This window comes from Arthrobacter sp. Soil761 (assembly GCF_001428325.1).
In the GTDB taxonomy this organism is placed as follows: domain Bacteria; phylum Actinomycetota; class Actinomycetes; order Actinomycetales; family Micrococcaceae; genus Arthrobacter.
The window spans coordinates 231992-257030 of sequence record NZ_LMSF01000031.1 but is presented as its reverse complement, the minus strand read 5'-3'; the positions used below and the strand labels follow the sequence as shown (position 1 = coordinate 257030).

Here is a 25039-nt window from a genome sequence, read left to right as displayed (position 1 = left end):
CGCAAGAAAATCGTCAAAGGAAAACATGTCCTACTCCCTCCAGCTGTACACGCTTCGCGATTCCCTCCAGAAAGACTTGCCTGGCACCATCAGGAAAGTCGCTGCTATCGGCTTCAAGAAAGTGGAACCGTACAACTTCGTGGCTACAGTCAAAGAGCTCAGCGCCGCGTTGAAGGAAAACGGCCTCACGGCTCCTTCCGGCCACGCCCCGCTTTTAAGCCAGGACCAGGATGAGATCTTCGCCGCGGCGAGGGAACTCGGCATCACGACAGTTATCGATCCGTTCCTGCCGGCAGAACACTGGCAGGACCCAGAAAGCATCCTGGCCACAGCGGAGAAACTTAACGTTGCGGCCCGGAAAGGGGCCAAGTACGGCATCCGCGTTGGGTACCACAACCATGCCTGGGAACTGGAGAGCACCATCGACGGCAACACGGCCCTCGAGTACTTCGCCAGCAAGCTGAAGCCCGAAGTTGTTCTGGAAGTCGATACATATTGGGCGGCTGTGGCCGGGCAAGATGCCGCTGATCTGCTGACACGGCTCGGTGACCGGGTGAAGTTCATCCATATCAAGGACGGCCCGATCAGTATCGACACGACGGCCCAGCTCCCTGCCGGCGAGGGAGCAATGGACGTCCCGGCCATCCTCCGGGCAGCCACATCACTGGAAACAGGTGTAGTCGAATTTGATGACTACTCGGGGGACCTCTTTGAGGGGATCAGCAGGTCCCTGGCATACCTGTCCAGCGTCGAAGAACCGGGCGCATGACCGCTATTGCCCTGGCCCGCCTCCCGCACCTCGGCCACACAGGGCCCGTGGGAACCGTCTAGAAGCAACTCAATACATTCCCAGCACCGATGAGCCCCGAGAGCCGGATATGCGTTCACGGGCAGTACGCAGTCCAGCTTCCGGCGCGCCAGAGTACGTTACTTCGACGCACGGCAATCGAGCAGACGCTTCGGTGGACCTCCTCCGCGCAGATCAAGGACATACGTTGCCTGATTCCCAGTCAAAGACAACCTACGTGCCTGCCCCATGGAAGCCTGTCGACGACTGGATAACACTCAAGAATCAAGACGTTGAAATTTTCAGGAATGGGCGGCTGATTGACCACGGCCGGGTGGATGACGTTACGAGCGATGGATCCCTGTTGTGGTTGATGCACGCCGGAGCGTCGACCAGGCGCATTGCAGAAAATCTGCCAGGAACCTATATCCGACTCGCCTTATAAAAGTGCTGGTTTCGGAAGCATGTTCTTGCGCGTGCTCAAGTCCAGGCGTACAACCGTCCGGATCCGCGCAGTGCGCCCCCCGCCCGCGCCCAGAAAGGAATAGACCATGACAGACCACACCGTCCACATCGAGAACCGACAACTCCAAGGGCCGCACGGGGAAATCCCGATCCGCATCTATACACCATCGACGTCCCGCGCCGAGCCGGTCGGCGTGGTGTGGTGCCACGGGGGATCTTACATTTACGGCGACCTCGACATGGCCGAGAGCGACTGGGTCGCCACCAGCCTGGCCGAGGCCGGGATTTCCGTCGTCGCAGTAGATTACCGACTCGCTCCGGTCCCTCAGTGGGCCCTCGACCTCGGCGCCGAACCGGGCGCCGGTAACGCCTACTACCCCGCAGCGGTCGACGAGATAGAGGCTGTCCTCGCTTGGGCGAACACAGAACTGCATTCGCAGAGTCCCGCCGGCTGGGCACTGGGTGGAGCAAGCGCAGGGGGGACCCTCACAGCAGGATTGACTCTGCGTTTGCGCGATCAGAGCCTCGTCATGCCCTCCAGGCTGCTACTGGCCTACCCTCTCCTGCACCCTCAATTGCCGCAGTTCCGCAGCGAACTGAAGGCAAAGCTCGCCGAACTAACACCGGCCCCTGGCATCCCCCTAACACCGGAAGGCGTCGCAGGGCTGACTTTGAACTATGTGAACGGCGCCCCCAAGCAGTTGGGCGACCCTTACGCGTTCCCTGGTGGGCATGATCTCTCCGGCTTCCCACCCACGTTCATCCTCAACTCGGACGTGGACACCATCCGCGCATCCGGCGACGCCTTTGCCGCCGAACTCGCTAGCGCGGGCGTGGACTTGTTAACCGTCACGGAACACGGAACAGAGCACGGACACCTCAACGAACCGACGACGATCGGTGCCCAGCGCAGCATCAATCGCATGATTGAGTGGCTTACCTCACCGTGGGCTTACGGTCGATCTGCCGATAGCTCGTCGGCGAGCACGGAGACCTCAACGCGGTGACCACCCCAGGTCCCCTCTCCATGTTGACTGATGAGCCATCCCGGGCTCCGGCCCGTCCTAGAGATCAGCCTGCCTGTGAGTTCTCGCCACGATTGAGCGTCACCAAAACGGCCTGCGCGCAATGGCAGTCATCCTGAGGCTGGATCGTCTGCCGGCGCCAAGGGGTCCTAGGCCCGAACTCAAGGCAGATGATCTGTTCGTCCATTCCCCTGCCAGCTTATTCACCAGCCCAGGAGGGCACATGTTCCACGACACCCAACGGCCGCCCACCGACGAGGACAGCCTCATCACACCCAGCGACCTGTTTGGTCATCAACCGCTCTCGCTTTCTGTTCAGGTCACGACGGAGGACGACACACAGAGCCGGGACCAGAAAATCAACGAAGCCGTCGACCAACTGATACCTGCCGCGTTCGAACACAGGCACGGCATCCTCGTCACGCAGCAAGACGTCGACTTGTACACCGTCCAGATTGATCCGAGCGTGCCCTGCGGCACCATCCATGAAAAGCGCCACTGACACAACCAGATCGGCACCGATTCCGCGCACACTGTCGCCCTGCCGGCCTCCCCTATCTCCACGCTCCTGCATCGAAAGGAAGTCTTTTGGACGAGAAGTCACACAAGAACACGCCGCTGATCGGTACCGACGTTGGAGGCACCATGCCGTCTCGCTCAGGCCTCGCTGAACTCCCGCTCGAAAGCCGACGTACCTTTGGGGTTGCGATGATCGGTTACGCCTTCATGGGCAAGGCGCACTCGAACGCGTGGCGGAACGTGGGCTGCTTCTTCGATGTTCCGGCATTCGAACAGAAGGTGCTCGTGGGCCGGGACGCGGGCGCCGTGGCCGAGGCCGCGGCCAGGTATGGCTGGGCGGAGTCGGCTACGGACTGGCAGACGGTGATCACCCGGGATGACATCGACATCGTGGATATCTGCGCGCCGGGCTGGATGCATGCCGAGATCGCCATCGCAGCGCTGGAGGCAGGCAAGCACGTGCTGGTGGAGAAGCCCCTGGCGAACACCCTGGCCGAGGCCGAACTCATGACCGCAGCGGCCGCCAAGGCCCGCGCCCGGGGAGTGCAGTCGATGATCGGCTTCAATTACCGGCGCGTCCCGGCCCTGGCCCTGGCCAGGGAACTGATCGCCGAAGGCCGCCTGGGCACCGTCCGGCACGTCCGCGCAGCCTACCTCCAGGACTGGCTCGCCGACGCCCAGGCCCCCATGACCTGGCGGCTCCGGAAGAAAACCGCCGGGTCCGGCGCCCTGGGCGACATCGCCTCCCACGCCATCGACCAGATCCAGTTCCTTACCGGGGAAAGCATCCTTGAGGCCTCCGGGGTGTTGAAGACGTTCGTCACCCAGCGGCCGGGCCCGGACGGCCTGGAGGACGTCACCGTGGACGACGCCGCGTGGGCAACCTTCTGGCTTACTGGAAACATCGGCGCCTCCGTCGAAGCATCCCGTGTGGCGACGGGCCATAAGAACAGCCTCCAGATCGAGGTATACGGCACGAAAGGCGCCCTGACCTTCGACCTGGAAAACCTCAACGAACTTCGCTTCCTGGACGCAACAGCTCCGGTCCGTGAGCAGGGGTTCCGCCGGATCCTGGTCAACGAACCCGAGCACCCCTACCTGGAGGCGTGGTGGCCGCAAGGACATGTGATCGGCTGGGAACACACCTTCACCCACCAGGTCCGGGACTTCCTGGCCGCCATCGATGCCGGGACCCCGCCGTCGCCGTCGTTCGAAGAAGGACTGAACGTCCAATACGTCCTGGACGCCGTGGAGGAATCCGCGGCCAACAAAAGCACCCTCACCGTCGTGCGCCACTAGCCACCCGCCACCAACCAAGGAGCCCCACCATGCCCCGCCCCTTCACCTTGTTTACCGGCCAGTGGGCCGACCTGCCCTTCGAAGAAGTCGCGCGCCTGGCCTCCGGCTGGGGCTACGACGGCCTGGAAATCGCCGTCTCCGGGGACCACCTGGACGCCTGGCGCTGGGACGAACCCGGCTACATCGACTCCAAACTCGAGATCCTGGACAAGTACAACCTCAAGGTCTGGGCCATCTCCAACCACCTCAAGGGCCAGGCCGTCTGCGATGACCCCATCGACTTCCGCCACGAAGCCATCGTCGGGTCAAAGGTCTGGGGCGACGGCGACCCCGAAGGCGTCCGCCAACGCGCCGCCGAGGAAATGAAACACACCGCACGGCTCGCCAAAGCACTCGGCGTGGACACCGTCGTCGGCTTCACCGGCTCCGCCATCTGGCAATACGTCGCCATGTTCCCGCCCGTCCCCGAACAGGTCGTCGACGCCGGCTACCAGGACTTCGCCGACCGCTGGAACCCTATCCTGGACGTCTTCGACGAACAAGGCGTCCGCTTCGCTCACGAAGTCCACCCCTCCGAAATCGCCTACGACTACTGGACCACGCACCGCACCCTCGAAGCCATCGGCCACCGCGAAGCCTTCGGCCTGAACTGGGACCCCTCCCACATGATGTGGCAAGGCATCGACCCCGTCTCCTTCATCTGGGACTTCAAAGACCGGATCTACCACGTGGACTGCAAAGACACCAAGATCCGCCAAACCGGCCGAAACACCGTCCTGGGCTCCCACCTGCCCTGGGGCGACCCCCGCCGCGGCTGGGACTTCGTCTCCGCCGGACGCGGCGACGTCCCCTGGGAAGCCTCCTTCCGCGCCCTCACCGCCATCGGCTACAACGGCCCCATCAGCATCGAATGGGAAGACGCCGGCATGGACCGACTCCACGGCGCCCCCGAAGCCCTCGCCAACCTCAAAAAATACGACTTCCCCTCCTCCCAAACCAGCTTCGACGCCGCCTTCAACAGCAACGGCTAACGGTTGCAGGAACTGCTGACGGCCGATGTAACAAGCGGTGTGGTCACCGACCCTGAAAGCACGCACGTCGCCGCTGCTCGTCCGGAAGCCCGTTTGCGATCGCTCCTGCCCGGGTTCGCTGCCACGCAAACGTCAGAACCGGAAGATTCATAAAACAGCTAACAGAGGAGCAAACATCGGCATGACCTCACTTTCGATGATGGGTATCGACATCGGCGGCACCGGCATCAAGGGCGGCGTCACTGACCTCACCACTGGCCGCCTTGAAGGAGACAGGGTCCATATCGCGACCCCAAGTCAACGCACTCCCCAGGCCGTCGCTGACGCTGTTGCAGAAGTAGTCCGGGAACTGGAGCAGCGAATGGAAGCGCAATCGGTGGGTGCACCGGTAGGGATTACTTACCCCGGGATCGTCCAGCATGGCGTTGCCCGCTCCGCTGCGAATCTGGACCCGTCGTGGGTTGGCTTCAATATTCAAGCCCTCTTCACAGACCGTTTTGATCGAAGTGTTGAGGTCATCAATGACGCGGACGCTGTTGGCTTGGCTGAGGTGAAATTTGGTGCTGGCAAAGGTGTGAATGGCAAAGTCCTGGCAATCACGCTGGGAACAGGGATCGGTTCGGCATTCGTATTCGATGGAAAACTGGTACCCAACTCTGAACTGGGCCACCTCGAGGTCGGCGGGATTGTCGCGGAAACCAAGGCATCGGCCGTCGCCCGCGAGAGATACAACCTGAACTGGGAGCAATACAGCGTGATCCTGCAGCGCTACTTCTCTCACATTGAATTCCTCTTCTCCCCCGACTTGTTCATAGTGGGCGGCGGGATCTCGGCTTGCGCCGATGAGTACCTTCCCAGGCTGAAACTGAATGCCCCGATCGTGCCGGCCAAACTAAGGAACGACGCGGGCATCATCGGCGCCGCCCTTCAGATAGCTGCTCTTCACCCGGATGCAATTGCCGAACCGCCATCAAGGTCCCCGTTGTAACGTGCAGGTTGAAGTACGCCCCAACCCAACACGGGGGCGGCCCGTTTTGGGCTCCGGAAATGGGGCAATCCAGCCGTGGCCGCTGAGAGGCTGGGCTCAGCCGACGCCCGTACCCAAGGACAATCTTTGTGCGTAATCTCCAAGCCGGGCGGGTCGACTTCTTTATGGACAGACCAGCACTGGAAAGACGTCGGGTAATGCATCCGAACAGCAGGCCAGCACAAGCACTTGGCATGGCTTACCTAGTCATTGGCGTGCCCGCCAATCCCGCCGCCTGGTGAACTTGAGTCCCTGGCGAAAGCGCCCAGGCAGAAGGCGCAGGGATCCCCGATGGCACAGGGCGCCGCGGTGACGGGCTTGGACGTCTATCCGGTCGTTGGCCTGGTGGGGCTTAGAAGGGGAGCGGTAGTTTGGCTGTGCGCCCGCCGTCGAGCGTGATGACTTCACCGGTCAGGAAACCCGAGCGGTGACTGGCCAGGAAAACTGCGAGTTCGCCGACGTCTCTGGGCTCGCCCAAGCGGCCCGCGGGGTGCAGCCGATGCAGCGCGTTGCGCGCGGCGGCGGGATCCGATTGGGACTGCAGGTAGTTTTCGCTCAGTTCCGAGGTGATCCATCCTGGTGCGATGGCGTTGCACCTGATGTTGTCCGGACCCAGGTCCACGGCGAGGGCCTTGGTCATGCCGTGGATGCCGGCTTTGGAGGCGGCGTATGCTGCGTGCTCTGGATTGGCGGCGAGACCTTCGATTGAGCCGATGTTGATGATGCTTCCGCCTCCCGCCTGTCGCATGAACGGCAGCACGGCCTGGGCAAGGAACAGTGGGGTCCGCAGATTCAGTGCCATCATCATGTCCCACTCCTCCGGCAGGATGTCGGAGACGCCGCGCTCGAACATGGTGCCGGCATTATTGACCAGGACGTTGAGGCCGCCGAAGCGGTCCACGGCTTGGTTGACGACGGAGGAAAGGATGCGTGTGTCCACCAGGTCCGCTTGGATGGCGAGTACTGAGGGATGGGCTTGGAGGTCAGGGTCGAGGGGCTTGCGCTGGACTACGGCCACCTGGGCCCCCTCTTGCAGGAAACAGTCTACGATTCCACGGCCGATCCCTTGACCGCCGCCGGTCACCAGAGCTGTCTTGCCCTCAAGCTCCATGTTTCTGCTCAATCTGTTTAGGTGGTCGGTCTGCTGCCAGCGAATCAGTCCGTTTCCGGGCTACTGCAAAAGAAGCAGCTTCCGGTATCGCACTCATCTGCATCTTGAGTGGCCTCGGCCAATGACTGAACGCGCTCACCCGCCGGCTCAGCGTAGAGCATGACGGACATGACTTACTCGCCGTACATCAGGTTGGTGAGGAACGCGTCAAGCTGGCGGCGGGGAAATGCTTCATCGCCGCTTGCGGTGAACGGACGTGCCTGGTCGAGGTAAAGCCCCTCCCACGGTGAGCACTTCAGCTCCCCTGCCTCGAAGGGGACAGCCTCGAAGGCCGTGACTTCCGCTGCGGGCGACGGTGCCTGGACGGAGGTCACATGGGCGTGTGACGGGGCTGCGTAACGGTGGCCGAAAGCGGCGAAAATAGCGCGGTGGCCGATGGAGATCGACATGATCAGTTTTCCTTCCTTGTGGCGGCTGCAGGACAACCCCGTCCCAGAGCTCGGCAGAACTTTTTGAACGTAGCGTTCGTAAATTGAACGTGACATTAGTGTGGCATACCTCACCCCAGCGGTGCAATGCAGTGCGGTAAAAGATTTTCTACTTCTCGCTGTCCCCTCGGGCCATTACGACAACCCTTGGCTTGTCGGCGCTGCAGACCAGCAGCCGGCCGCGCCCTCCCTCTTGGATGATCCAGAAAACACTTCGATCCAGGGCGAGCATGTCAATTTGCCCAACCGTACTCAGGCCATTCCTGGGGAGCACTTGCACCACATCCCCGCGGGACAACTTCGACCAGTCCGGGACCGGCGAGGGGAGCGGGGGTGTGCGACGGAGCCGTGGAGTACGGGAGTATCCGGGCATGTCTTGATTCCGTTCTGCTGGGAAGATTTCGGGCGCTCCGGCCTTGCAATGAAGGATAACGAGGGCCACAATGGAAATGTTCATCTGATGAACGTCACGTTCAAGTTATTACTCTAGGTTTGCTGCTGCAAGACCTTGCATCAACGGAGATGATGGCCATGAAACGAGGGGAAAAGCCCACTGCCGGCCTCCGCCACACCGCGCCGTCGCAGATCGTACCTGCGTCTGCCACGCCGCATTTTGTTCCCGTTCAGCCAGCCGGCTACGAGCGTTCTCTCTTTCCGGACGTGGCAGGATGACCAGACCCCATTGGCGTCGGCAGCAGAAGCAAAAGCCTCGCAGAGACCCCGCTGAAGTAATACGGGAACGCGATGCACGCAGGACGGCAGCTCTTGCTCAGTGCGTGAGGGAAATCAACAGCGACATGGAAGGACGCGGGCTGACACACAGCCTCGTGGCCGAGCGCGTGGGCATACCAGTCCAATACGTGCGCTGGAAGTATCCATCCCTCGAACATCTGCTGGCCATGGCGGATGCCCCACGCTGACCTGAGGGCAACAGCTTGGCGCCACTGAAGGACAGCCGCCCACACTTCCGTTCGAGACAGAGCCGCCCCGATGGTTGTCTGGCTCGCCCGCCATAGGCCACACCGCTAAGCTCCCTGTCCCCAAAGCAATCGCAGGTAAGCGCCGGTACGTTCCGCAGATTGCCCCCCACTACCCAGCCTGGCTTATCGCCAAGTGACACCAAAAGGAGCTTCAGTCAGGAGTCGCCCGGCTCGAAGCCCAGGAGCGCCTTCGCGATGTCCTTGCCCGCCATTCGAAGGTCATTGATCGTGTCCGGCAGGCTCTCCGAGTTCAGCCGTTGCTCTGGTCCGTTGACCGACACGATGCCAACCAGGGCGCCTGCCACGTCCCGGACCGGCACCGCCACAACGAAGAGTCCTTCTTCGAGTTCGTTGTTGAGCAGGGCGTATCCGTGTTCGCGAACCGTATGCAGTTCGTTGATGATCGCGTCCCGCTTGGTGATGGTGCTCGGCGTATAGGCTTCCAGTTTCTTGGGCAGCGCCTTGATAACTTCCTCGTCGGTCATCTCTGCAAGCAGGAGCTTGCCCGTTGCACTGGCGTGCACCGGGTAGGTTTCACCGACATACATGGTGACGTTCAGGTACCGGGAACCGGAGGCTTCAGCGATAACGTCATAGGCCAGTGCTTCACGCACCATGGCAAAGCTCAGGGTCTCCTTTAGCTTTGCCGCGTACTCCTCCAGGATGGGCTGCACCCTGGCCACGGCGCCAGTATAGGGGTCGGCCAGCCGGCCCAGCCGTGCCATCTCCCAGCCCAGTGTGTAGCGGTTGTCGACCCGGTCAACAAACCCCGTTTGCTCCAGGCTCAGCAACAGGCGGAATGCGGTGGGGCGCGTCATTCCGACAGCCTGGGCGAGTTCGGTGACAGTGATGCCTGCCCTATGCCGGCCGAGCTCACTGAGCAGGACGGTGGCCTTGATAACGGACTTGTTGGTGAGGTCTACTGCCTCGCCGGCCGCGACATCGTCACCGGCTGTTACCGCTTGTACGTCCACGCCTGTTTCCGTTGCCACATTAAACCCCGGTTCCGTTCATGTCTGCTCAAGGCAATGATGCCCCGACTGGCTGTCTCCACCATCCTATGCCTCCATAGAGCGAACGGGGCGTTCAGGAATCAGGCGACGTCACCCCGCTACAGCTGATTCGGAGGCCCGTGCCGCCAACCGGGCTGATGCTGCAACGGCCTCACGTGCGGCCACGGCCAGCAAACCGTTGTCCGACGCCGTGGGCATGAAGCGGAAGCCAAGTGTGATCATCTTTTCGGACAAAACCGGCTCCCCGGTGTAGATGCCGGGGACTACGCCCGCATCAATGCAGCGGCGGGCAACATCGGCGAGGATGCCGTCGGCGCCTTCGCCGGTGAGTTCCTCGAGCGTGATCCCCAGGCTGAGGGAGAGATCGTAGGGGCCAACAAAGACGGCGTCGGGTCCGGTGGACAGGATGGCGTCAAGGTTTGCCAGACCGGCGGCCGTTTCGATCATGAGGATGCACAGTGCATCGTCCTGCTGGTTTCCCGGGACCGGTTTGGGGTAGCGGGGACTGCGACGGGTGGGGCCGTAGCTGCGCTTTCCACGTGGAGCGAAGCGGGTGGCCGCTATCAGGGCCGCTGCCGTGGTTGCATCTTCCACGGTGGGAAAGATGATGCCGCCTGCGCCGGCATCGAGCACCCTGCCAACAGTGCCGGCCTCGTGCCCGGGTGCGCGGACGATCGACGGCACGCCAAACAGATGGGCAGCTTCGATCAGGGGCTGCAGTTCGGAGATTTCAGCACCGCCGTGCTGGCCATCGATACAGATCCAATCGAATCCTTCGGCGGCCAGGATGTCGACCGCTGCCGGGTCCCGAAAGCTGACCCAGGCGCCCGGGTGGGTGCCGCCGTCGTCGAGGTTCAGGCGGGGCGTGGGCAGGCTGGTGGAGTTGGCGCTTTCACCGTAGATCTTCATGGTGTCCCTTCGGCAGATTTCAATGATGTTGGGTGGCATTACTTGGACGCCTGGCCGGGGAGGTCCCGGCCAGGCGTCCATGGTGGTTGTTGAATGGTTAGTGCTGCAGGGCAGGCTTGCCCAGCGGCGCGGAGGTGTCGCTCAGGCTCAGGCCCTTGGTTTCCGGTGCAAGGTACTGCGAGATCACTGCACCCAGCACGCAGATGCCTGCGGCGATCAGCATCGTGGTTCCGACGCCCAGGCCATCGACGGACAGGGGAAGGATGAACGTTCCCGCCGCTGCGCCGATCCGTGAGAAGGCGGTGGCGAAGCCGACGCCGGCGCCGCGGATTTCGGTCGGAAAGACCTCGCCGGGATAGACGCCGGTCAGGGCCGTTGAGACGGCGTTGAAAAACGAGAAGATGATGAAGCTGATCAGGATGATCATCGGCGACATGTGGGAGAACAGGCCGATGACAACCAGGGCGGCGGCGGCAATCCACATCGGCGGGATGGACAGTTTGCGGCGTCCCACTTTTTCAATCAGGAACATCGCGGCCAGGGAACCGGCCACCACGACGCCGTTGAGCACCAGCGCTCCTGCCAGGCCGTCTTCGACCCCCAGGCTTTCCAAAACGATGGGCGCGAAGGTGGCGATGGCGAAGTAAGGGGTGACATTACAGACCCAGTACATGCAGACGAAGATCGTGGAGTTTCGGTACTGCGGGGAGAAGAGCTTGCCGAAATTCGGCTTCTCGGACTTCTCGTGCTCCAGATCCTTGACGTCCGCGTCCTCCATGAACTGGTGGGCGATGGCAAACGCTTCCTCACGACGCCCCTTGCTGAGGAGCCAGCGCGGGGATTCAGGTGATCCCAACCGGAGCAGGAACACAATGAGCGACGGCACGGTGCTCATGCCCAGGATGATGCGCCAGTCGGCGTGGATTGATGTGGACATGTAGTAGCCCACAGCGTAGGACAGCAGGTACCCCACGTACCAGGCAACCTCCTGGAATGCCATGAGTTTGCCGCGCAACCTGGCTGGTGAGAATTCGACAAGAAGCGGCCAGCCGATGGCATAGTCCGCCCCGATTGCCATGCCCATGAGCAGGCGGATGACAAAGAGCTGCCAGGCGTCCGCAACAAAGAACTGGGCGGCGGAACCGACCAGGAAGATCGCGAGGTCGACAATGAACATCGGCTTGCGGCCGACCTTGTCCGCGAGGTAACCGCCGATGGGGCCGCCAAAGAAGATGCCAATCAGGGCAGAGGCCCCAATAAGCCCCTGCATGGTAGCGGACAGGCTCAGGTCAGCCGTCAAAGCGGGCATGACCAGACCGATGCCGCCCAGGATGAAGCCGTCAATAAACATACCGCCGGCGATCACGCCGCTGAGCTTGATCAGGAACTTCTTTTTTTGCGGGTCCTGGGGCGCCAGGGACTGCACGGGCAGCCGGCGGGAAGGTGTTACAGATGAATTCACGATGGACTTCCTTGTAGATCGTGCTGCTGGGGAGGGATGCAGGCGCCGGTGGAATCAGCGCGAAGAGGAGATTTCGGCCGAAACATTGACCGGGGGCCGTTCATTTCTCGAACGTCGTGATCAAAAATATGGCATGGGCCACACTGGCTGTCAAGAGTTACACCGCAACAAGTCCCTGCGCTCCCGCCGGACGCGGTCGCGCCGGCGGCGACACCTCCGCTATCACGGTCACCTCTTGACAGTGAGTTGGCTTACATTCTAGATTGAACGCAATGTTCACAAATTGAACGCTCACCATTCCAGTAACGGCTTTGTCCGGCACGAGTCCAAGGAAGCACCGCTGCCATGAAAAACGAACCTCTCAGCCTTTTCGCTTTTGACGTCTTCGCCCCGTCTCACCTGACTTCCGGGTCGTGGCGGAACGATGCGGACCAGGGCTACCGCTACACCGACCTGCAGTACTGGACGGGCATCGCGCAGATGCTGGAAAAGGCCGGCTTCGACGGGATCTTTTTCGCCGACAACGTCGGCTACCACGACGTTTACCGCGGAAACGGCGACGCCGCCCTCCGCGACGCCGCACAGTTTCCCATCAACGACCCCACCGTGCTCATCAGCGGCATGGCCGCCGTCACCAGGCACCTGACCTTCGGGGTCACCGTCTCGGCAACGTATGAGCCGCCTTACCTGCTGGCCCGCAAGTTCAGCTCACTGGACCACCTCACCTCAGGCCGGGTCGGCTGGAACATCGTCACCTCCTACTCCGAGGCCGCCGCCCGCAACCTCGGCAAGCAGCAGCAGCTCACCCCCGCCGAGCGTTACGACATGGCCGACGAGTACATGGACGTGGTGTATAAGCTCTGGGAAAGCTCCTTCGAAGAGGACGCCGTGGTCCGCGACGCCGAATCCGCGACATACATCGACCCGGCAAAGGTGCACCCCATCGAACACGCAGGCGAGCACTTCACGGTGCCCGGTTTCCACCTGTGCGAGCCTTCCCCACAACGCACCCCGGTACTGTTCCAGGCCGGTTCCTCCGCCAGGGGCATGGAGTTCGGCGGGAAGCACGCCGAGGCCGTCTTCATCCAGAGCACATCCGTGGAGGGTGCCAAGCGCAGCGTTGCCAAGCTCCGCCAGGCCGTCTCCGACGCCGGCCGCGACCCACGCGACGTCAAGATCGTCATCCTGCTCACCGTGGTGGTGGCGCCCACGGACGAGGAAGCCCAGGCCAAATACAATGCGGCCGTGGAGAACGCACCCATCGACGCCGTCCTGGCCCGCTTCAGCGGCTGGACCGGCATCGACATGGCCGAATACGAACTGGACACTCCCCTGCGCTCTGTCGGTACCAAGGCAGGGCAGTCCATGGTGGACATGTTCTCCAAGGCCGACCCCGACCGCGACTGGACCCCCCGCCAGATCGCCGAGTTCCTCGCCGTTGGCGGCACCGGATCCACGATCATCGGCTCCCCGGAAACCGTCGCCGCGGAACTGCGCCGCTGGCGCGACGAGGCAGACATCGACGGCCTCAACCTCAGCTACATCACCAAGCCCGGCGGCTGGGAGGAATTCATCGAACTCGCCCTGCCGGAACTGCGCGCCCAAGGCATCATCGCCCCGGCCCGCGCCGAGGACCAGGAACCCGTCACCCTCCGCGAGAAACTCTTCGGCCAGAAATACACGCTGGACGGCCACCCAGCCACGGCCCAGCGCGCCAAGCACCTCAGTGACGCCGCACGCTAATCCCGCACCACGGAATTAACAACGAAGGACCTTTCCATGACTGAACAAACTGACGTCGTCGTCATCGGGGCCGGTCTCGCCGGCCTCATCACCGCCCGTGAGCTTAGCAACCGCGGTCACAAGGTGGTTGTACTGGAAGCCCGGGACCGCCTGGGCGGCCGCTTGTGGACTGAAGACCGCCTGGGCCAGAAACTGGAACTCGGCGGAAACTGGCTGCACTGGACCCAGCCCCATGTCTGGGCAGAGGTCACCCGCTACGGGCTCGAGGTCTCACGCGGCCCGCGCTCGGAAGAAACCTACTGGCTCGCCGGCGACGAGGTGCGCCGCGGCAACTTGGACGACTTCATGAAGCTGATCGACCCGGGCATGACGCGGTTGCTCGAAGACACCGTGAAGTGGCTGCCCCGTCCCGATGCACCGCTTACCAACCCTGGCCTGACAGAAGTTGACCAGTACAACCTGCAGGAAATGCTGGACAAACTGGACCTCTCCGAGGACGAGCGCAACGCCAACGAAGCCGCCTGGGTAGGCCACTTCAACGCACCTCTGAACCAGTGCGCCTACGTCAACGCGCTGCGCTGGAATGCCGGGTCTTCCGGGCACTGGCACCTGATGCACGAGGCCTCGGCGATCTACCGGCTCAAGGACGGCAACGACACCCTGGTGAACGCGATTGCCGGCGACACGGATGCGGAGATCCGCCTGAGTGCCCCCGTCAACGCAGTGCGCCATACCAGTGACGGAGCCACGGTCTTCTACGCCGACGGGCAGGAGATCGAGGCCAAGAAGGTGGTCATCACCCTGCCGCAGAACGTGCTGCACAAGCTCGATGTCCAGCCCGCCCTGTCCGAAGGCAAGCTCGCACCCAGCCGGGAAAAAACCGCATCCCAGGGCGTCAAAGCGTGGATCCGGGTCAAGGGTCCCATCAAGCCCTTCTTCGCCTACTCCGCCCAGGACAAACCGCTCTCCGTGATCCGGACCGAATTCGTCGGCAAGGACGACGCCGTGCTGGTGGGCTTCGGTGCCGACGCCAACCGCATTGATGTCACCGACATCGACCAGGTCCAGCAAGCGATCAAGGTATGGCGGGACGACCTGGAAGTCCTCGAGGTCACGGGTCACAAGTGGGGCGAAGACCCCTACGCCGAAGAGACGTGGCTGGTCCAGCGTCCCGGCCAGCTCACCAAGTACCACGCCGCACAGCAGGCCAGCGAAGGCGCCCTGCACTTCGCCAGCGGCGACATCGCCAACATCTGGGCCGGATTCTTCGACGGCGCCATCGAAAGCGGACTGCGCGCGGGCCGCACTGTCCACGCAGAACTGAAGGAGGATCAACCATGACCGCCACCGCCATTGCCCCCGGGACCATCGACTCCGACCGCTACCGGGCCGTCATGCGGCACCTGCCCACCGGCGTCGCAGCCATCTGCTCCACAGATCCGGTGACCGGCACCCAGAACGGCATGATCGTGGGAACCTTCGCGTCCCTGTCGATGGAGCCGGCGCTGGTGACCTTCAGCGTGATGCACTCCTCCACCAGCTGGCCAAAGATCTCCCAGGCCGGGATCTTCAGCGTCAGCCTGCTCGCCGAGGACCAGCAACAGGTCTGCCGGGCACTGTCCGCCAAAGGCGAGGACAAGCTCAGCTCCGTTGCGTGGTCCGAGTCGGACTGGGGCACCCCGCACCTCCACGGCTCCCTTGCCTGGTTCGACTGCCGGATTGAACAGCAGTTCACCGCCGGTGACCACCTCGTCGTCATCGCCAGCGTGCTGGACATGACACCCGCTGAGCAGGCCTCCGCCCCGCTCATCTTCCACGGCGGCCGCTTCGGAAGCTTCCGCGAAGCCGCCTCCTAATCCGCACTGCCTGGCCGCATCTACCTTCTTCAAGGAAACCCTGACATGGATATCACCCCAGCCGCTGAAAAAACTCCCGACAGCGACATCACCCCGGCCCTCTACCGCCAGATCCTGGGCAAACTGCCCACCGGCGTCACAGCCATTACCGGCATCAATGACGACGACGAAAAGCTCGGCCTCGTCGTGGGCACTTTCCAATCCCTCTCACTCGAACCGGCCCTGGTCATGTTCTGCGTGGACAAGTCCTCCTCAAGCTGGCCGAAACTGCGCAAACTGCAAAAGTTCACCGCCAACATCCTCTCCGACGACCAGATCAGCATCTGCCGGTCACTGTCGAAGAAAGGACCGCAGAAGTTCGAGGGCCTCCCCTGCACCCCCGGCCCCCTCGGAACCCCCCACCTCGACGGCGCCACCGCCTACATCGACTGCATGGTCACCGCAGAAGTCGTCGTGGGAGACCACTACATGGTCGTCGGGGCGGTCACCAACATGACTGAAGGAAACGGTGACGCACTTCTGTTCCGTGGTGGCAAGTTCGGACAGTACCTCCCCATCGAAATCCCGGCGCCCGAAAGCGCAGCACCGGCCGCACCGCAATCAGTACCAGCAAGGAGCGCATCATGACCCGCAGCGAAGCCATCCTCAAAGCCTGGAACGGCGCCTGGGGCGACGGTGATCTCGCAGCATTCGAAAACCTGCTGGCACCGGACTATGTCCGGCGGTCCAAATCGGGAAGCGAAGACTACGCGAGCCTTAGGAAGACCATCGAAGCCATGCACACCGCGTTCCCCGATTCCAGCACCGAAATCCTGGACATCGTGGAGGACGGCACCAAGGTGGCAGTCCATTGGAAAACGACAGGCACCCACCAAGGCGAGTTCATGGACGTCCCCGCCACCGGCCGCAGCGTCAACGTGACCGGCGCATCGTTCCTGCGCTTCGAAAATGACAAGCTCGCCGAGGAATGGGTCATTTGGGACCCCCGCGAACTGCTCTCAGCACTCGGAATCTGGCACCTAGGGCCAGGCAACGCCTAGCCAGAAACCCCGACCCACTTTCTACTGCCTCGGAAGGCACCCCATGACACTTCACGGACACTCCCTGATTGCCGGAGAAACCACCGCCGGAACCACCGGAACCACGAACGGGATCAACCCGGCCACCAACGAAGCACTGGAACCCACGTACACGCTGATCAGCGAAGACCAGCTGCGGGCTGCAACCGAAGCCGCCGCTGACGCCTTCGATTCCTTCAGCGCACTAGACCCCGGACAACACGCACGCTTCCTGGACACCATCGCCGACAACATCGAAGCCATCGGTGACGAACTCATCGAACGGGCCTCCACCGAAACCGGCCTTGGCCTGGACCGTTTATGCGGCGAACGGGCGCGTACTGTTGGCCAGCTGCGACTGTTCGCCGACGTGGTGCGCCAGGGTGACTTCCGCGGCGTGCGCATCGACCCGGCCATCCCCGACCGGGCACCCCTGCCCAGGGCCGACATCCGGCAGCGCCAGATCCCCCTTGGGCCGGTTGCCGTGTTCGGAGCCAGCAACTTCCCCCTGGCGTTCTCCGTTGCCGGCGGTGACACCGCCTCCGCGTTCGCCGCAGGCTGCCCCGTGATCGTCAAGGCCCACAACGCCCACCCCGGCACCGCCGAACTCGTCGGCCAGGCCATCGTCAAGGCCGTCACGGACCTGGGCCTGCACCCAGGCGTGTTCTCCCTGGTCTACGGCTCCGGGGCGAGCATCGGCCAGGCCCTGGTGGCAGACCCGAACATCAAAGCAGTTGGCTTCACCGGCTCCCGCGAAGGCGGCACGGCCCTCATGCGCACCGCGGCTGCACGGTCTGAGCCCATTCCCGTCTATGCCGAAATGTCCTCAATCAACCCGGTCTATGTGTTCCCGGGCGCCCTGGATGGCGATGCAGAGACCCTGGCGAAGCAGTACGTCACCTCCGTGACCGGCAGCTCGGGGCAGCTGTGCACCTCCCCCGGCCTGGCCTTCGTCCCCGCGGGCGACGCCGGCGACCGGTTCGCTGCCGCCGTCACAAAGGAAATCGCTGCACTCTCCGGGCAGACCATGCTCAGTGGCGGCATCGCCTCCGCGTGGCAGCACGGCCACGATGCACTCGACGCCGAGACCGACGTCGAGCTTCTCGGCCGGGGCCAGAAAGGCCCCGGCGAGAACGCACCGGCACCGGCCGTGTTCAGCGCCGAACTTAGCGTCTTCACCACAAACCCGGTACTGCACGAGGAAATATTCGGGGCTGCGTCCCTGGTGGTCCGCTATAAGGGCATCGATGACCTGGTCGAAGCAACCAACAAGCTCGACGGCCAGCTCACCGCGTCGCTGCACATCACCGAGGACGACTACGCCGCTGCCGCGCCGCTCATACCCGCCCTTGAGCGAAAAGTGGGCCGGATCATCATCAACGGCTGGCCCACAGGCGTCGAAGTCGGCCACGCCATGGTCCACGGCGGCCCCTACCCCGCCACATCCGACTCCAAAACGACGTCCGTTGGCACCCTGGCAATCGAACGGTTCCTCCGCCCCGTGGCCTACCAGAACTTTCCGGAGCAACTGCGCCCCGCACCGCTCCAGGACGCGAACCCCTGGCACGTCAACCGCCTCATCGACGGGCAACCCGAACAGCGCTAGGCCCCGCCGCGCCCCATCTTCCGGCCCCGGGCACGCCTCCCGCAACGAGTCGCCCGGGGCCGGAACCCCAACACACAGAACTGAGGAACCATGTCCACCATCACACTCGACGATGTCGCCGATACGCTCCGCACCGCACGGCTTCAGGGACAGCCCGTACCGGCTCCGACCGAGACCTGGCCCGGCCTGGACGCGGACGCCGCATTCCAGGTCCAGAAGATCAACGTCGAACACGCATTGGACGGCGGCGACCGGCTAGTCGGCTACAAGCTCGGCAACATCGCAAAGGTCATGCAGGACGCCTTCGGCCTGGACCAGCCGGACTACGGCCACCTGCTCGCCAGCCTCTTCGCCTTCGAGGGCACAACCTTCAAACGCGACAACTTCATTGCACCCTATGTGGAACTCGAACCGGCGTTCGTGCTCCGCTCCCGCCTGGGCGGCCGGAACACCACCATCGCGGACGTCATCAACGCCATCGATTACGCGCTGCCCGCCATCGAAATCATCGACTCGCGTGTGCAGAATTGGGCCATCGGCCTGCCGGACACCCTCGCCGACAACGGCTCCACCGGCGCCGTCATCCTCGGCGGCACCCCCCGGAAGGTCACCGACCTGAACCTGCGCGACACCCGCGGTGTCCTGACCTTCAACCACCGCGAAATCATTTCCGGCACCACCGGAAACATCCTCGGCAACCCCCTTGCCGCCGTCGCCTGGCTGGTCAACCGCCTCGCCGACTACGACGTGGAGTTCGAAGCAGGCCAGGTCATCCTTCCCGGCAGCTGCCTCCAGGCCGTTCCGATGAACGAAGCCGGCCGCTGGTCCGGGACCTTCGACGGCTGGGGCACCGTGGAATTCGACGTTTCGGCCTGATCATGCGCCTGGCCAACATTTCCGGACGCCTCCACCTGGTGACGCCCGATGACCACGTCATCGATGTGGCGATGGAAACGGGCGGACATTTCAGTCCACGGATCCAGGACTGCTACGAACGCTGGTCAGAACTCCGCAGTGTCGCCTACACGCTGGAGCAATGGCGCGGGACACCGCTGGCCGAGGTTCCGCCGTCCTCCTTCGGAAACCCCGCGCCGCAGCCCCGGCAGGTCTTCGCGATCGGGCTGAACTACGCAGCCCACGCCGCGGAAGCTTCGCTGGCCGTACCCGATGACCTCACGGTGTTCACCAAGTTCGTCACCGCCCTGACCGGTCCACACGGAACCATCTCCCTGCCGCCCGGCACCGTTGACTGGGAAGTGGAACTCGTCGTGGTGATGGGCCGCGGCGGGACGGGCATTCCTGCCGAAGAGGCGTGGAAGTACGTGGCAGGCGTCTCCGTGGGCCAGGACCTCTCAGAGCGGACTCTGCAGTCATCCGGGCCCGCGCCCCAGTACAGCCTGGCGAAGTCGTTTCCCGGGTTTGGACCCATTGGGCCGCTGCTGGTGACCCCCGACGAGTTTGAGGACCCGGACCGGATTGAACTGGGTTGTTCCATCAACGGCGAAGAAATCCAAAAGGGGAGCACATCGGACATGGTGTTCCCGGTGCCCGAGATCATCGCCCGCCTTTCACAGGTAACGCCCTTGCTGCCCGGTGATGTAATTTTCACCGGCACGCCAGCCGGCGTGGGCGTTGGTCGTACCCCACAGCGCTTCCTCAAACCGGGGGACGAGCTGCTCAGCTGGGTGCAGGGTGTGGGCAAAATGCGCCACCTGATGCAATAACGGGGCAAAAACAGTAAGCGTGAATATGTCAACGTGATTCACGGCCATCATGACGGCTTGATTGAGGACCACCGTCTGGAGCAATGACGAGGCTCGGACGGGCGAATAGGGACCGTTCGGGGCGGACAACTGTAAATCGCGGATCAAATAGGAGTTCCTGGTAAAGGATCACCCGGTGGCACGTCCCCTGTGGAGGTGAGGGATGGTCGACACCGGGACTAGGGTTTTCCCATGGAACAGGAAACCGGAAATGTGCGCCTGATGTTCTTGCGCGACCAAGTGGGGTTGGTACCCAGCGAGAACTATCCGGATGTAGCAGCTGATTTGCTTGTTGAGGGCTATGACTCTCCCTCGCTTCGCGAACTGGCCGGACATCTACGGAATGATCCACGGGGGGCAGCTGATTTATGGGTCCAGGTCCGGGAGGAGTTGGGCAGGCCCTATGAGGACGACGGCGACGCTCGGCGCGCATTGGTTCGGCACTGGCTCCAACAAATCGTTGACGGCGTCCTCGACCCATACCTTGGGACAAATCTCATTCTGGGCCATGCTTGGCACGAACTAGGTCAGCCCACGGAGTTGAACTATTTGGTTGTCCTCAGGGACGACTGGGACGACATGCCGCAAAGCCGGGAGGACATTTGCAACAAGATTGTGGAGGCGGCGCACGAAGTGTTGATTGATTGGTAGTCCGTCGAGGGCGCTCATCGCAAGGAAGGATCACCCGCCTAGTGGAGGATCGTCTATCGTGGCAGTTTGCCCCTACCGTCCAGAAGTTGAGGTATTCCTGGATCCCGCCGGTCGTTCGCCGCTGCACTACGCAGCACTTACCGATGCTGCAGCAGAGGTGACTCGACTGATTGCTGCCGGTGAGTCGCCCGACTCCGCGGATAGGCAGGGGTTTACCCCACTTCACCTTGCGTCTCAGGAGTATGCCCTGAACGCCGCTGCCGCGCTGATCAAGGCCGGTGCTGCGATCGACGCAATAAACTCATACGGTAATACACCACTGTTCGTCGCCGTCTTTAACTCCCGCGGCCGACCGGCGATGATCAATCTGCTACGTTCGCTTGGTGCCGATCCGCTACTGGCAAACATGTCGGGTCAGACCCCTTTAGGACTGGCCCGATTGATCGGCAACTATGACGTGGCAGAGTACTTTCAATATCTCCCCTAATGCCGCCGAGTAACCCCGTGCGCCGGCCCTGGCTGTTCGGCGAGCTGCCGGCTGGGACTAGACTGGACGGCCTCGCCGCCTTGGGGCCTAAGCGTTTTGTTGGGCGATTGTGTGTGCGAGTCGGTAGGAGTCTGTACCGGTTTCGATGATGGTGCCGTTGCCAAACGGCAGGACGACGTAACCCGGTTACAGGGGCATCCGCGCTGCAGCTGCTGCCGTAGGCCCACGCAGTCAGGTGTGTCGGCGCTCAAACCACTCCCTGCGCTTTCAACTACCCAGTCCAGCTTCGTCGTCTGTCATTTTGCGCATAGATTAGGCCACTCCCCTATGCCATCAAGACTGTACTGTCTTGCCGGCAATTCGGATTCTGCCGCAGCACTCATCCGTCGCCGTCGCCCCCGCACCCCTATAAAGCAGACATAAGTGTGGACACTGTCCACACCCCCTTTGGCCGGACAAACAGCGCACCACGACTCCCGTGCCGCAAAGCAAGGAGCTCTTCCCACGCAGTTCGCACCAAAATCAGCCAAGTCATGTCGTACACGCTCGCCCGGCCCATGAATAGGTGTTGGCCACCCCCGACCAACCCGACAAACCCGAAACGAGGAACCGCATAAAACCAGCCCACAGCAGGCGGAAGGCCCACCAGCCAGGGACTTGAACCCGCCACCCACACACCTGAACAGGCCCCGCGGCAGCCAGGCAACAACCCGCGCACCTAGCGCCAGAGGGACGCCACCACAAGCCATGTCAACACGTCAAAGCAAAAACCCCTCTGACGAGGGGATAAGCCGTGCCCGAGGTGGGACTCGAAATACATTCCAGCTCTTGAAAACACTGGGAGTCCGCCTAAACGTGCGGTGTCCGAGGCAGTTCGGCCGATTTCCTCTCCGGTAAGAAGCGAGAAGCGTTGACATTGTCAACACCCCCTAATTCCACAAATACCGAACCCGCTCGAGCCCACACCGGCCTCATGGCTTCAGAAGACGTCGATCCTGAAAGAGCCTCTGGCAGCTGGGGGTCCGCTCAACGCCGCTCCGCCAACGCCTACCCACGATTCAAACCTCTCCAGAGTGTTGTCCTGTGCTGGGGCCAAGCGCTCGCACGACCTTAGAGACGTTACCTTGCCACTGTCCGAGAGCAACTGCCGATCGCGCGCGCTCTCATATTTGGTCGGAGGCTGCTGACGATTAACTCGATAAAGACTGCCCGGCGCCCGGAGCCCACGTTTGGGAGCTGACTCGGAAGGTGGGGTCTGACTACTGCGGCGCACGACCGCGCGAGCGTATTTTACGTGCTCCGGCTCACAAGCGTCTTCCAACCACGCCGACCGTAACGCAATCAGCAGAGCGATTCTTCGCGATGGCGACGAGATGGGTTACTCGGGCCAAGACGCGGAAGATCGCTAATTTGGTCGCCTGAACGGGGTATTAGTTGACGCGGCCGGTGGTACTCCCGGCTAGCGTCCGAGTTAAATCCGTGCCCCAAAAAGGTCGTGGCTGTGGATTGCAGATCACGGTCCTGCGACAAAGCGCTCCAGGCGCTTGCCCGGAGGTGCGTGCCTGAACAACTCTTAGTGCATGTCGCGCAAAAGGCCACGCAGTCGTCCGCAAATGAAAAGCTCTCCATCCGGGGAAGGCAGGACCGCGAATGAAAAGCAAAGTGGCCGCTCTAATGTATGGGTAGTCATTGCCGCTGTTGCTGGACCCGCCGTCGCCATTGCGGCCCTTCTCTTCACCCCGGTGTCGAACCTGTTGTCGGCATGGTGGGAAAGCTTGCCTCCACAAATGGTTGCAAAGTACGACGGAAAGAGTCCCGTGACAACCAAATGTGTGGAAGACAACGAAGAGTGGAAGACCTTTCGCTACTCACAGCCAGGTGCTGCGATAAATCCTGCCGCTCTTATGCGAGTGAATGGCTCCGAATCATGTCAAGCCGCTTGGGTATATGTAGCCAACTCGCTAGACGGAACACGGGTAGAGAAGACCATTGAACGAATGAAAGAAAACTGGGTGGGGGGCGCACGGTATACAACTCCAGATGATCTGACGATCGATCCGCTGGTAACCATAGAAGGCAAGGAAACTATTGGCCCGAATGGCCAGTCATATACGGATCAGGTCTATGCACCGGGTTGCGTATGGGTCAGTCTAAAACTCACCGACCTCACAACCGACGGTGTCATATGGGAGATTCCCCGACAGGAAGTATGCAAGCCTTAGAGCCGACGTCTGAGTGGATCACTACCCTGAGTTCTGACGTCAAGCTTGCAGTATCTTTGCTCACCGCGCTTGTAAATGCGCAGCATTCTCCTGGCAGTAAGCCATGATTGGCAGCGTGGACGTAATTTTCTCAGCCCCCTTCTCCGGGGCCCTCTATCGTTGGTTTGCTCAATGTCTTGCAATAAAAGGGCACTCAGTTTCTCCTGGGATATTCGAAGAGACGCAGGGTTACTATCATCATGCGTTCACGGGGGCTGGTGGTATCACTGACGTGGCTATCGCAAGTCTCGTAATGTTCGACGGGGTGTATCTCGGCGCTGGTGACTTCGCGGCACCTGACGCCATGCGAGAGCACCACAAAATGAGTAGCCTTGCACGCCGCTCATTCAGCTCCGATTTGGGCGTGACCATTGGGGCAAACGCTCTGCACGACGCGTACCGACTTCTCGGTGATGCTGACGACATCCACAGTCTCGCCACGCTTCCCGACGTCGCAACCGCATTAAAGGACATCCCTGCCCCTGAACACGCACTGGAGCTTGCTGGCGCGGTCGCCGATGCGCTCCTCGTCGGCGAGTATGCGCGTCCCCTAATCTGTGGCTCGAGGCGCAGGGGCGTATTGAATGCATTAATATCTGTTGGAGTTATTAACCAAGGCATTCTCTACCGCGATCCGTCCCCACTGGCCGGTTTACGGAACGATCCAGTGAAGCAAGGGAAACACTACGGCGCGGCGTTGAACAATTATGTAGAACTTCGCTCCATCCGCTTCAATGCGCCCACTCTTGAACTTGTCGGGGCAGTGAAAGACGACAAGGATGTGCGGTCTAGTGCCGAGTCCTTTCAGGCGCTCTTAAGTGGTCCTAGCGCACCAGAAACGGGCGAGGAACTGCGAGAACGCTTACAGCTTGCGGCATCGCGCAACAAACACATCAGGAGCGTAGGAAAATTAGTTGAGTATGGAGCTTATGGGCTTGCGGTTGTGTCCATGATCCCAGGCATGTTGCCCGCCGTTGGCGCAGCATCCTTGATGGGACCGGTGGTGCGGTTGGGTACACGGGCCGCTGATCAACGTGAATCATGGTTCCAGTTTGATACGAAAATGAACTCGGTGGCATACGCTGCGGAACGGGAATAGATCTCAGGAGTGCCGTCCTGGACGCCGGTCAGGGTGCTGAACGCCAAACGAGCTAATGCGAAAAGGCCGTTGTTGGTTTACTTTCTAGCAGCTTGTTGGGCAGTGGAGAAGCAAAGTACGAACGGCACCCTTCCTTCTGCTGTACAGGGCCGCCCTCAGAAACGGTCGCCAATGAGCTTCACCGCATCTGCCGAAATGCAGCAGGAGAACTGCAAGTCCTACTAACCTCTCCCCACCGCGTCCAAGAGCCCGTCTCATAACGGTCGTCTAAGACTCCCTTCTCTCGTTGGAAATTCTTGATCATCGCCGGCTGCTGTTCCCAAAACGAGGAGCCGATGCCCTTGGACCACTTTTGATGGCCGGAACGTCGGAGCGACTCGGCAGGGGCTCTCGGTGTCC

General features: G+C 62.0%; 22 protein-coding genes and 1 pseudogene. 18 read left to right on the top strand and 5 right to left on the bottom strand.

Annotated elements, in window-relative coordinates:
- The first annotated feature begins 25 nt into the window (after positions 1-25).
- From ASG79_RS21445 to ppgK, 6 genes are all read left to right on the top strand, one after another.
- The gene (locus ASG79_RS21445; protein WP_056393955.1) at positions 26-769 is read left to right on the top strand and encodes a sugar phosphate isomerase/epimerase family protein; all 744 of its coding nucleotides are present in this window, start codon (positions 26-28) and stop codon (positions 767-769) included.
- Positions 770-1338: 569 nt separating this feature from the next.
- On the top strand, positions 1339-2259 hold the full coding sequence (locus tag ASG79_RS21440; protein WP_082581881.1) for an alpha/beta hydrolase: 921 nt from the start codon (positions 1339-1341) through the stop codon (positions 2257-2259).
- A gap of 241 nt (positions 2260-2500) precedes the next feature.
- Positions 2501-2779: a hypothetical protein gene (locus ASG79_RS21435; RefSeq protein ID WP_056393952.1), complete on the top strand. Its 279-nt coding sequence runs from the start codon at positions 2501-2503 to the stop codon at positions 2777-2779.
- Positions 2780-2922: 143 nt separating this feature from the next.
- Positions 2923-4095: a Gfo/Idh/MocA family protein gene (locus ASG79_RS21430; RefSeq protein ID WP_056394027.1), complete on the top strand. Its 1173-nt coding sequence runs from the start codon at positions 2923-2925 to the stop codon at positions 4093-4095.
- 29 nt (positions 4096-4124) lie between these two features.
- Complete coding sequence (locus tag ASG79_RS21425; protein WP_056393951.1) at positions 4125-5126, top strand: sugar phosphate isomerase/epimerase family protein; 1002 nt, start codon at positions 4125-4127, stop codon at positions 5124-5126.
- Positions 5127-5307: 181 nt separating this feature from the next.
- Positions 5308-6114 carry a polyphosphate--glucose phosphotransferase gene (gene ppgK / locus ASG79_RS21420; RefSeq protein WP_056393948.1) on the top strand — a complete coding sequence of 269 codons (807 nt, stop codon included), beginning with the start codon at positions 5308-5310 and terminating at the stop codon, positions 6112-6114.
- A gap of 391 nt (positions 6115-6505) precedes the next feature.
- On the opposite strand, the gene ASG79_RS21415 is transcribed toward ppgK, so the two are convergent.
- The 5 genes from ASG79_RS21415 to ASG79_RS21395 form a co-directional block, all read right to left on the bottom strand.
- Positions 6506-7264 (bottom strand): SDR family NAD(P)-dependent oxidoreductase, encoded by a 759-nt coding sequence (locus ASG79_RS21415; RefSeq protein WP_056393946.1) that lies wholly within the window; start codon positions 7262-7264, stop codon positions 6506-6508.
- Positions 7265-7437: 173 nt separating this feature from the next.
- The gene (locus ASG79_RS21410; protein WP_056393943.1) at positions 7438-7713 is read right to left on the bottom strand and encodes a hypothetical protein; all 276 of its coding nucleotides are present in this window, start codon (positions 7711-7713) and stop codon (positions 7438-7440) included.
- A gap of 1174 nt (positions 7714-8887) precedes the next feature.
- Positions 8888-9706: an IclR family transcriptional regulator gene (locus ASG79_RS21405; protein WP_056394025.1), complete on the bottom strand. Its 819-nt coding sequence runs from the start codon at positions 9704-9706 to the stop codon at positions 8888-8890.
- Between the two features lie 129 nt (positions 9707-9835).
- Positions 9836-10693, bottom strand: coding sequence for an HpcH/HpaI aldolase family protein (locus ASG79_RS21400; protein ID WP_056393941.1), 858 nt, complete (start codon positions 10691-10693; stop codon positions 9836-9838).
- A 58-nt stretch (positions 10694-10751) separates the two neighbouring features.
- Positions 10752-12116: an MFS transporter gene (locus ASG79_RS21395; protein ID WP_235509896.1), complete on the bottom strand. Its 1365-nt coding sequence runs from the start codon at positions 12114-12116 to the stop codon at positions 10752-10754.
- 345 nt (positions 12117-12461) lie between these two features.
- Between ASG79_RS21395 and ASG79_RS21390 the strand changes: the two genes are divergently transcribed.
- From ASG79_RS21390 to ASG79_RS23650, 12 genes and pseudogenes are all read left to right on the top strand, one after another.
- Positions 12462-13859, top strand: coding sequence for an LLM class flavin-dependent oxidoreductase (locus tag ASG79_RS21390; protein ID WP_056393938.1), 1398 nt, complete (start codon positions 12462-12464; stop codon positions 13857-13859).
- 27 nt (positions 13860-13886) lie between these two features.
- Positions 13887-15200, top strand: a pseudogene (locus tag ASG79_RS21385) (flavin monoamine oxidase family protein); the annotation flags it as partial.
- Positions 15197-15715 carry a flavin reductase family protein gene (locus ASG79_RS21380; RefSeq protein WP_056393934.1) on the top strand — a complete coding sequence of 173 codons (519 nt, stop codon included), beginning with the start codon at positions 15197-15199 and terminating at the stop codon, positions 15713-15715. The pseudogene ASG79_RS21385 and the gene ASG79_RS21380, both read left to right, overlap by 4 nt.
- Before the next feature lie 45 nt (positions 15716-15760).
- On the top strand, positions 15761-16342 hold the full coding sequence (locus ASG79_RS21375; protein WP_056393932.1) for a flavin reductase family protein: 582 nt from the start codon (positions 15761-15763) through the stop codon (positions 16340-16342).
- Positions 16339-16755, top strand: a complete 417-nt coding sequence (locus ASG79_RS21370; protein ID WP_056393931.1) for an ester cyclase — start codon at positions 16339-16341, stop codon at positions 16753-16755. Before ASG79_RS21375 ends, ASG79_RS21370 begins: the two co-directional genes overlap by 4 nt.
- A 43-nt stretch (positions 16756-16798) precedes the next feature.
- On the top strand, positions 16799-18379 hold the full coding sequence (locus tag ASG79_RS21365) for an aldehyde dehydrogenase (NADP(+)) (protein ID WP_056393929.1): 1581 nt from the start codon (positions 16799-16801) through the stop codon (positions 18377-18379).
- Positions 18380-18469: 90 nt separating this feature from the next.
- Positions 18470-19255: a 2-keto-4-pentenoate hydratase gene (locus tag ASG79_RS21360; protein WP_056393927.1), complete on the top strand. Its 786-nt coding sequence runs from the start codon at positions 18470-18472 to the stop codon at positions 19253-19255.
- A 2-nt stretch (positions 19256-19257) separates the two neighbouring features.
- Entirely contained in the window at positions 19258-20103 is an 846-nt protein-coding gene (locus ASG79_RS21355; RefSeq protein ID WP_056393925.1) for a fumarylacetoacetate hydrolase family protein, read from the top strand.
- Between the two features lie 231 nt (positions 20104-20334).
- Complete coding sequence (locus ASG79_RS21350; protein ID WP_144599659.1) at positions 20335-20793, top strand: hypothetical protein; 459 nt, start codon at positions 20335-20337, stop codon at positions 20791-20793.
- A gap of 58 nt (positions 20794-20851) precedes the next feature.
- Positions 20852-21280 carry an ankyrin repeat domain-containing protein gene (locus ASG79_RS23290; protein WP_200953217.1) on the top strand — a complete coding sequence of 143 codons (429 nt, stop codon included), beginning with the start codon at positions 20852-20854 and terminating at the stop codon, positions 21278-21280.
- A 1580-nt stretch (positions 21281-22860) separates the two neighbouring features.
- Entirely contained in the window at positions 22861-23502 is a 642-nt protein-coding gene (locus ASG79_RS23285) for a DUF2690 domain-containing protein (protein ID WP_082581878.1), read from the top strand.
- 115 nt (positions 23503-23617) lie between these two features.
- Entirely contained in the window at positions 23618-24640 is a 1023-nt protein-coding gene (locus ASG79_RS23650; RefSeq protein WP_156400258.1) for a hypothetical protein, read from the top strand.
- The last annotated feature ends 399 nt before the right edge of the window (positions 24641-25039 follow it).

Coding starts and splice junctions, on each gene's coding strand:
- ASG79_RS21415 (WP_056393946.1), bottom strand. CDS start 7,264: ATGGAGCTTGAGGGCAAGACAGCTCTGGTGACCGGCGGCGGTCAAGGG.
- ASG79_RS21390 (WP_056393938.1), top strand. CDS start 12,462: ATGAAAAACGAACCTCTCAGCCTTTTCGCTTTTGACGTCTTCGCCCCG.
- ASG79_RS21410 (WP_056393943.1), bottom strand. CDS start 7,713: ATGTCGATCTCCATCGGCCACCGCGCTATTTTCGCCGCTTTCGGCCAC.
- ASG79_RS21375 (WP_056393932.1), top strand. CDS start 15,761: ATGGATATCACCCCAGCCGCTGAAAAAACTCCCGACAGCGACATCACC.
- ASG79_RS21425 (WP_056393951.1), top strand. CDS start 4,125: ATGCCCCGCCCCTTCACCTTGTTTACCGGCCAGTGGGCCGACCTGCCC.
- ASG79_RS21365 (WP_056393929.1), top strand. CDS start 16,799: ATGACACTTCACGGACACTCCCTGATTGCCGGAGAAACCACCGCCGGA.
- ASG79_RS21355 (WP_056393925.1), top strand. CDS start 19,258: ATGCGCCTGGCCAACATTTCCGGACGCCTCCACCTGGTGACGCCCGAT.
- ASG79_RS23285 (WP_082581878.1), top strand. CDS start 22,861: ATGTCGCGCAAAAGGCCACGCAGTCGTCCGCAAATGAAAAGCTCTCCA.
- ASG79_RS21360 (WP_056393927.1), top strand. CDS start 18,470: ATGTCCACCATCACACTCGACGATGTCGCCGATACGCTCCGCACCGCA.
- ASG79_RS21350 (WP_144599659.1), top strand. CDS start 20,335: ATGGAACAGGAAACCGGAAATGTGCGCCTGATGTTCTTGCGCGACCAA.
- ASG79_RS21400 (WP_056393941.1), bottom strand. CDS start 10,693: ATGCCACCCAACATCATTGAAATCTGCCGAAGGGACACCATGAAGATC.
- ASG79_RS21440 (WP_082581881.1), top strand. CDS start 1,339: ATGACAGACCACACCGTCCACATCGAGAACCGACAACTCCAAGGGCCG.
- ASG79_RS21380 (WP_056393934.1), top strand. CDS start 15,197: ATGACCGCCACCGCCATTGCCCCCGGGACCATCGACTCCGACCGCTAC.
- ASG79_RS21435 (WP_056393952.1), top strand. CDS start 2,501: ATGTTCCACGACACCCAACGGCCGCCCACCGACGAGGACAGCCTCATC.
- ASG79_RS21370 (WP_056393931.1), top strand. CDS start 16,339: ATGACCCGCAGCGAAGCCATCCTCAAAGCCTGGAACGGCGCCTGGGGC.
- ppgK (WP_056393948.1), top strand. CDS start 5,308: ATGACCTCACTTTCGATGATGGGTATCGACATCGGCGGCACCGGCATC.
- ASG79_RS21445 (WP_056393955.1), top strand. CDS start 26: ATGTCCTACTCCCTCCAGCTGTACACGCTTCGCGATTCCCTCCAGAAA.
- ASG79_RS21430 (WP_056394027.1), top strand. CDS start 2,923: ATGCCGTCTCGCTCAGGCCTCGCTGAACTCCCGCTCGAAAGCCGACGT.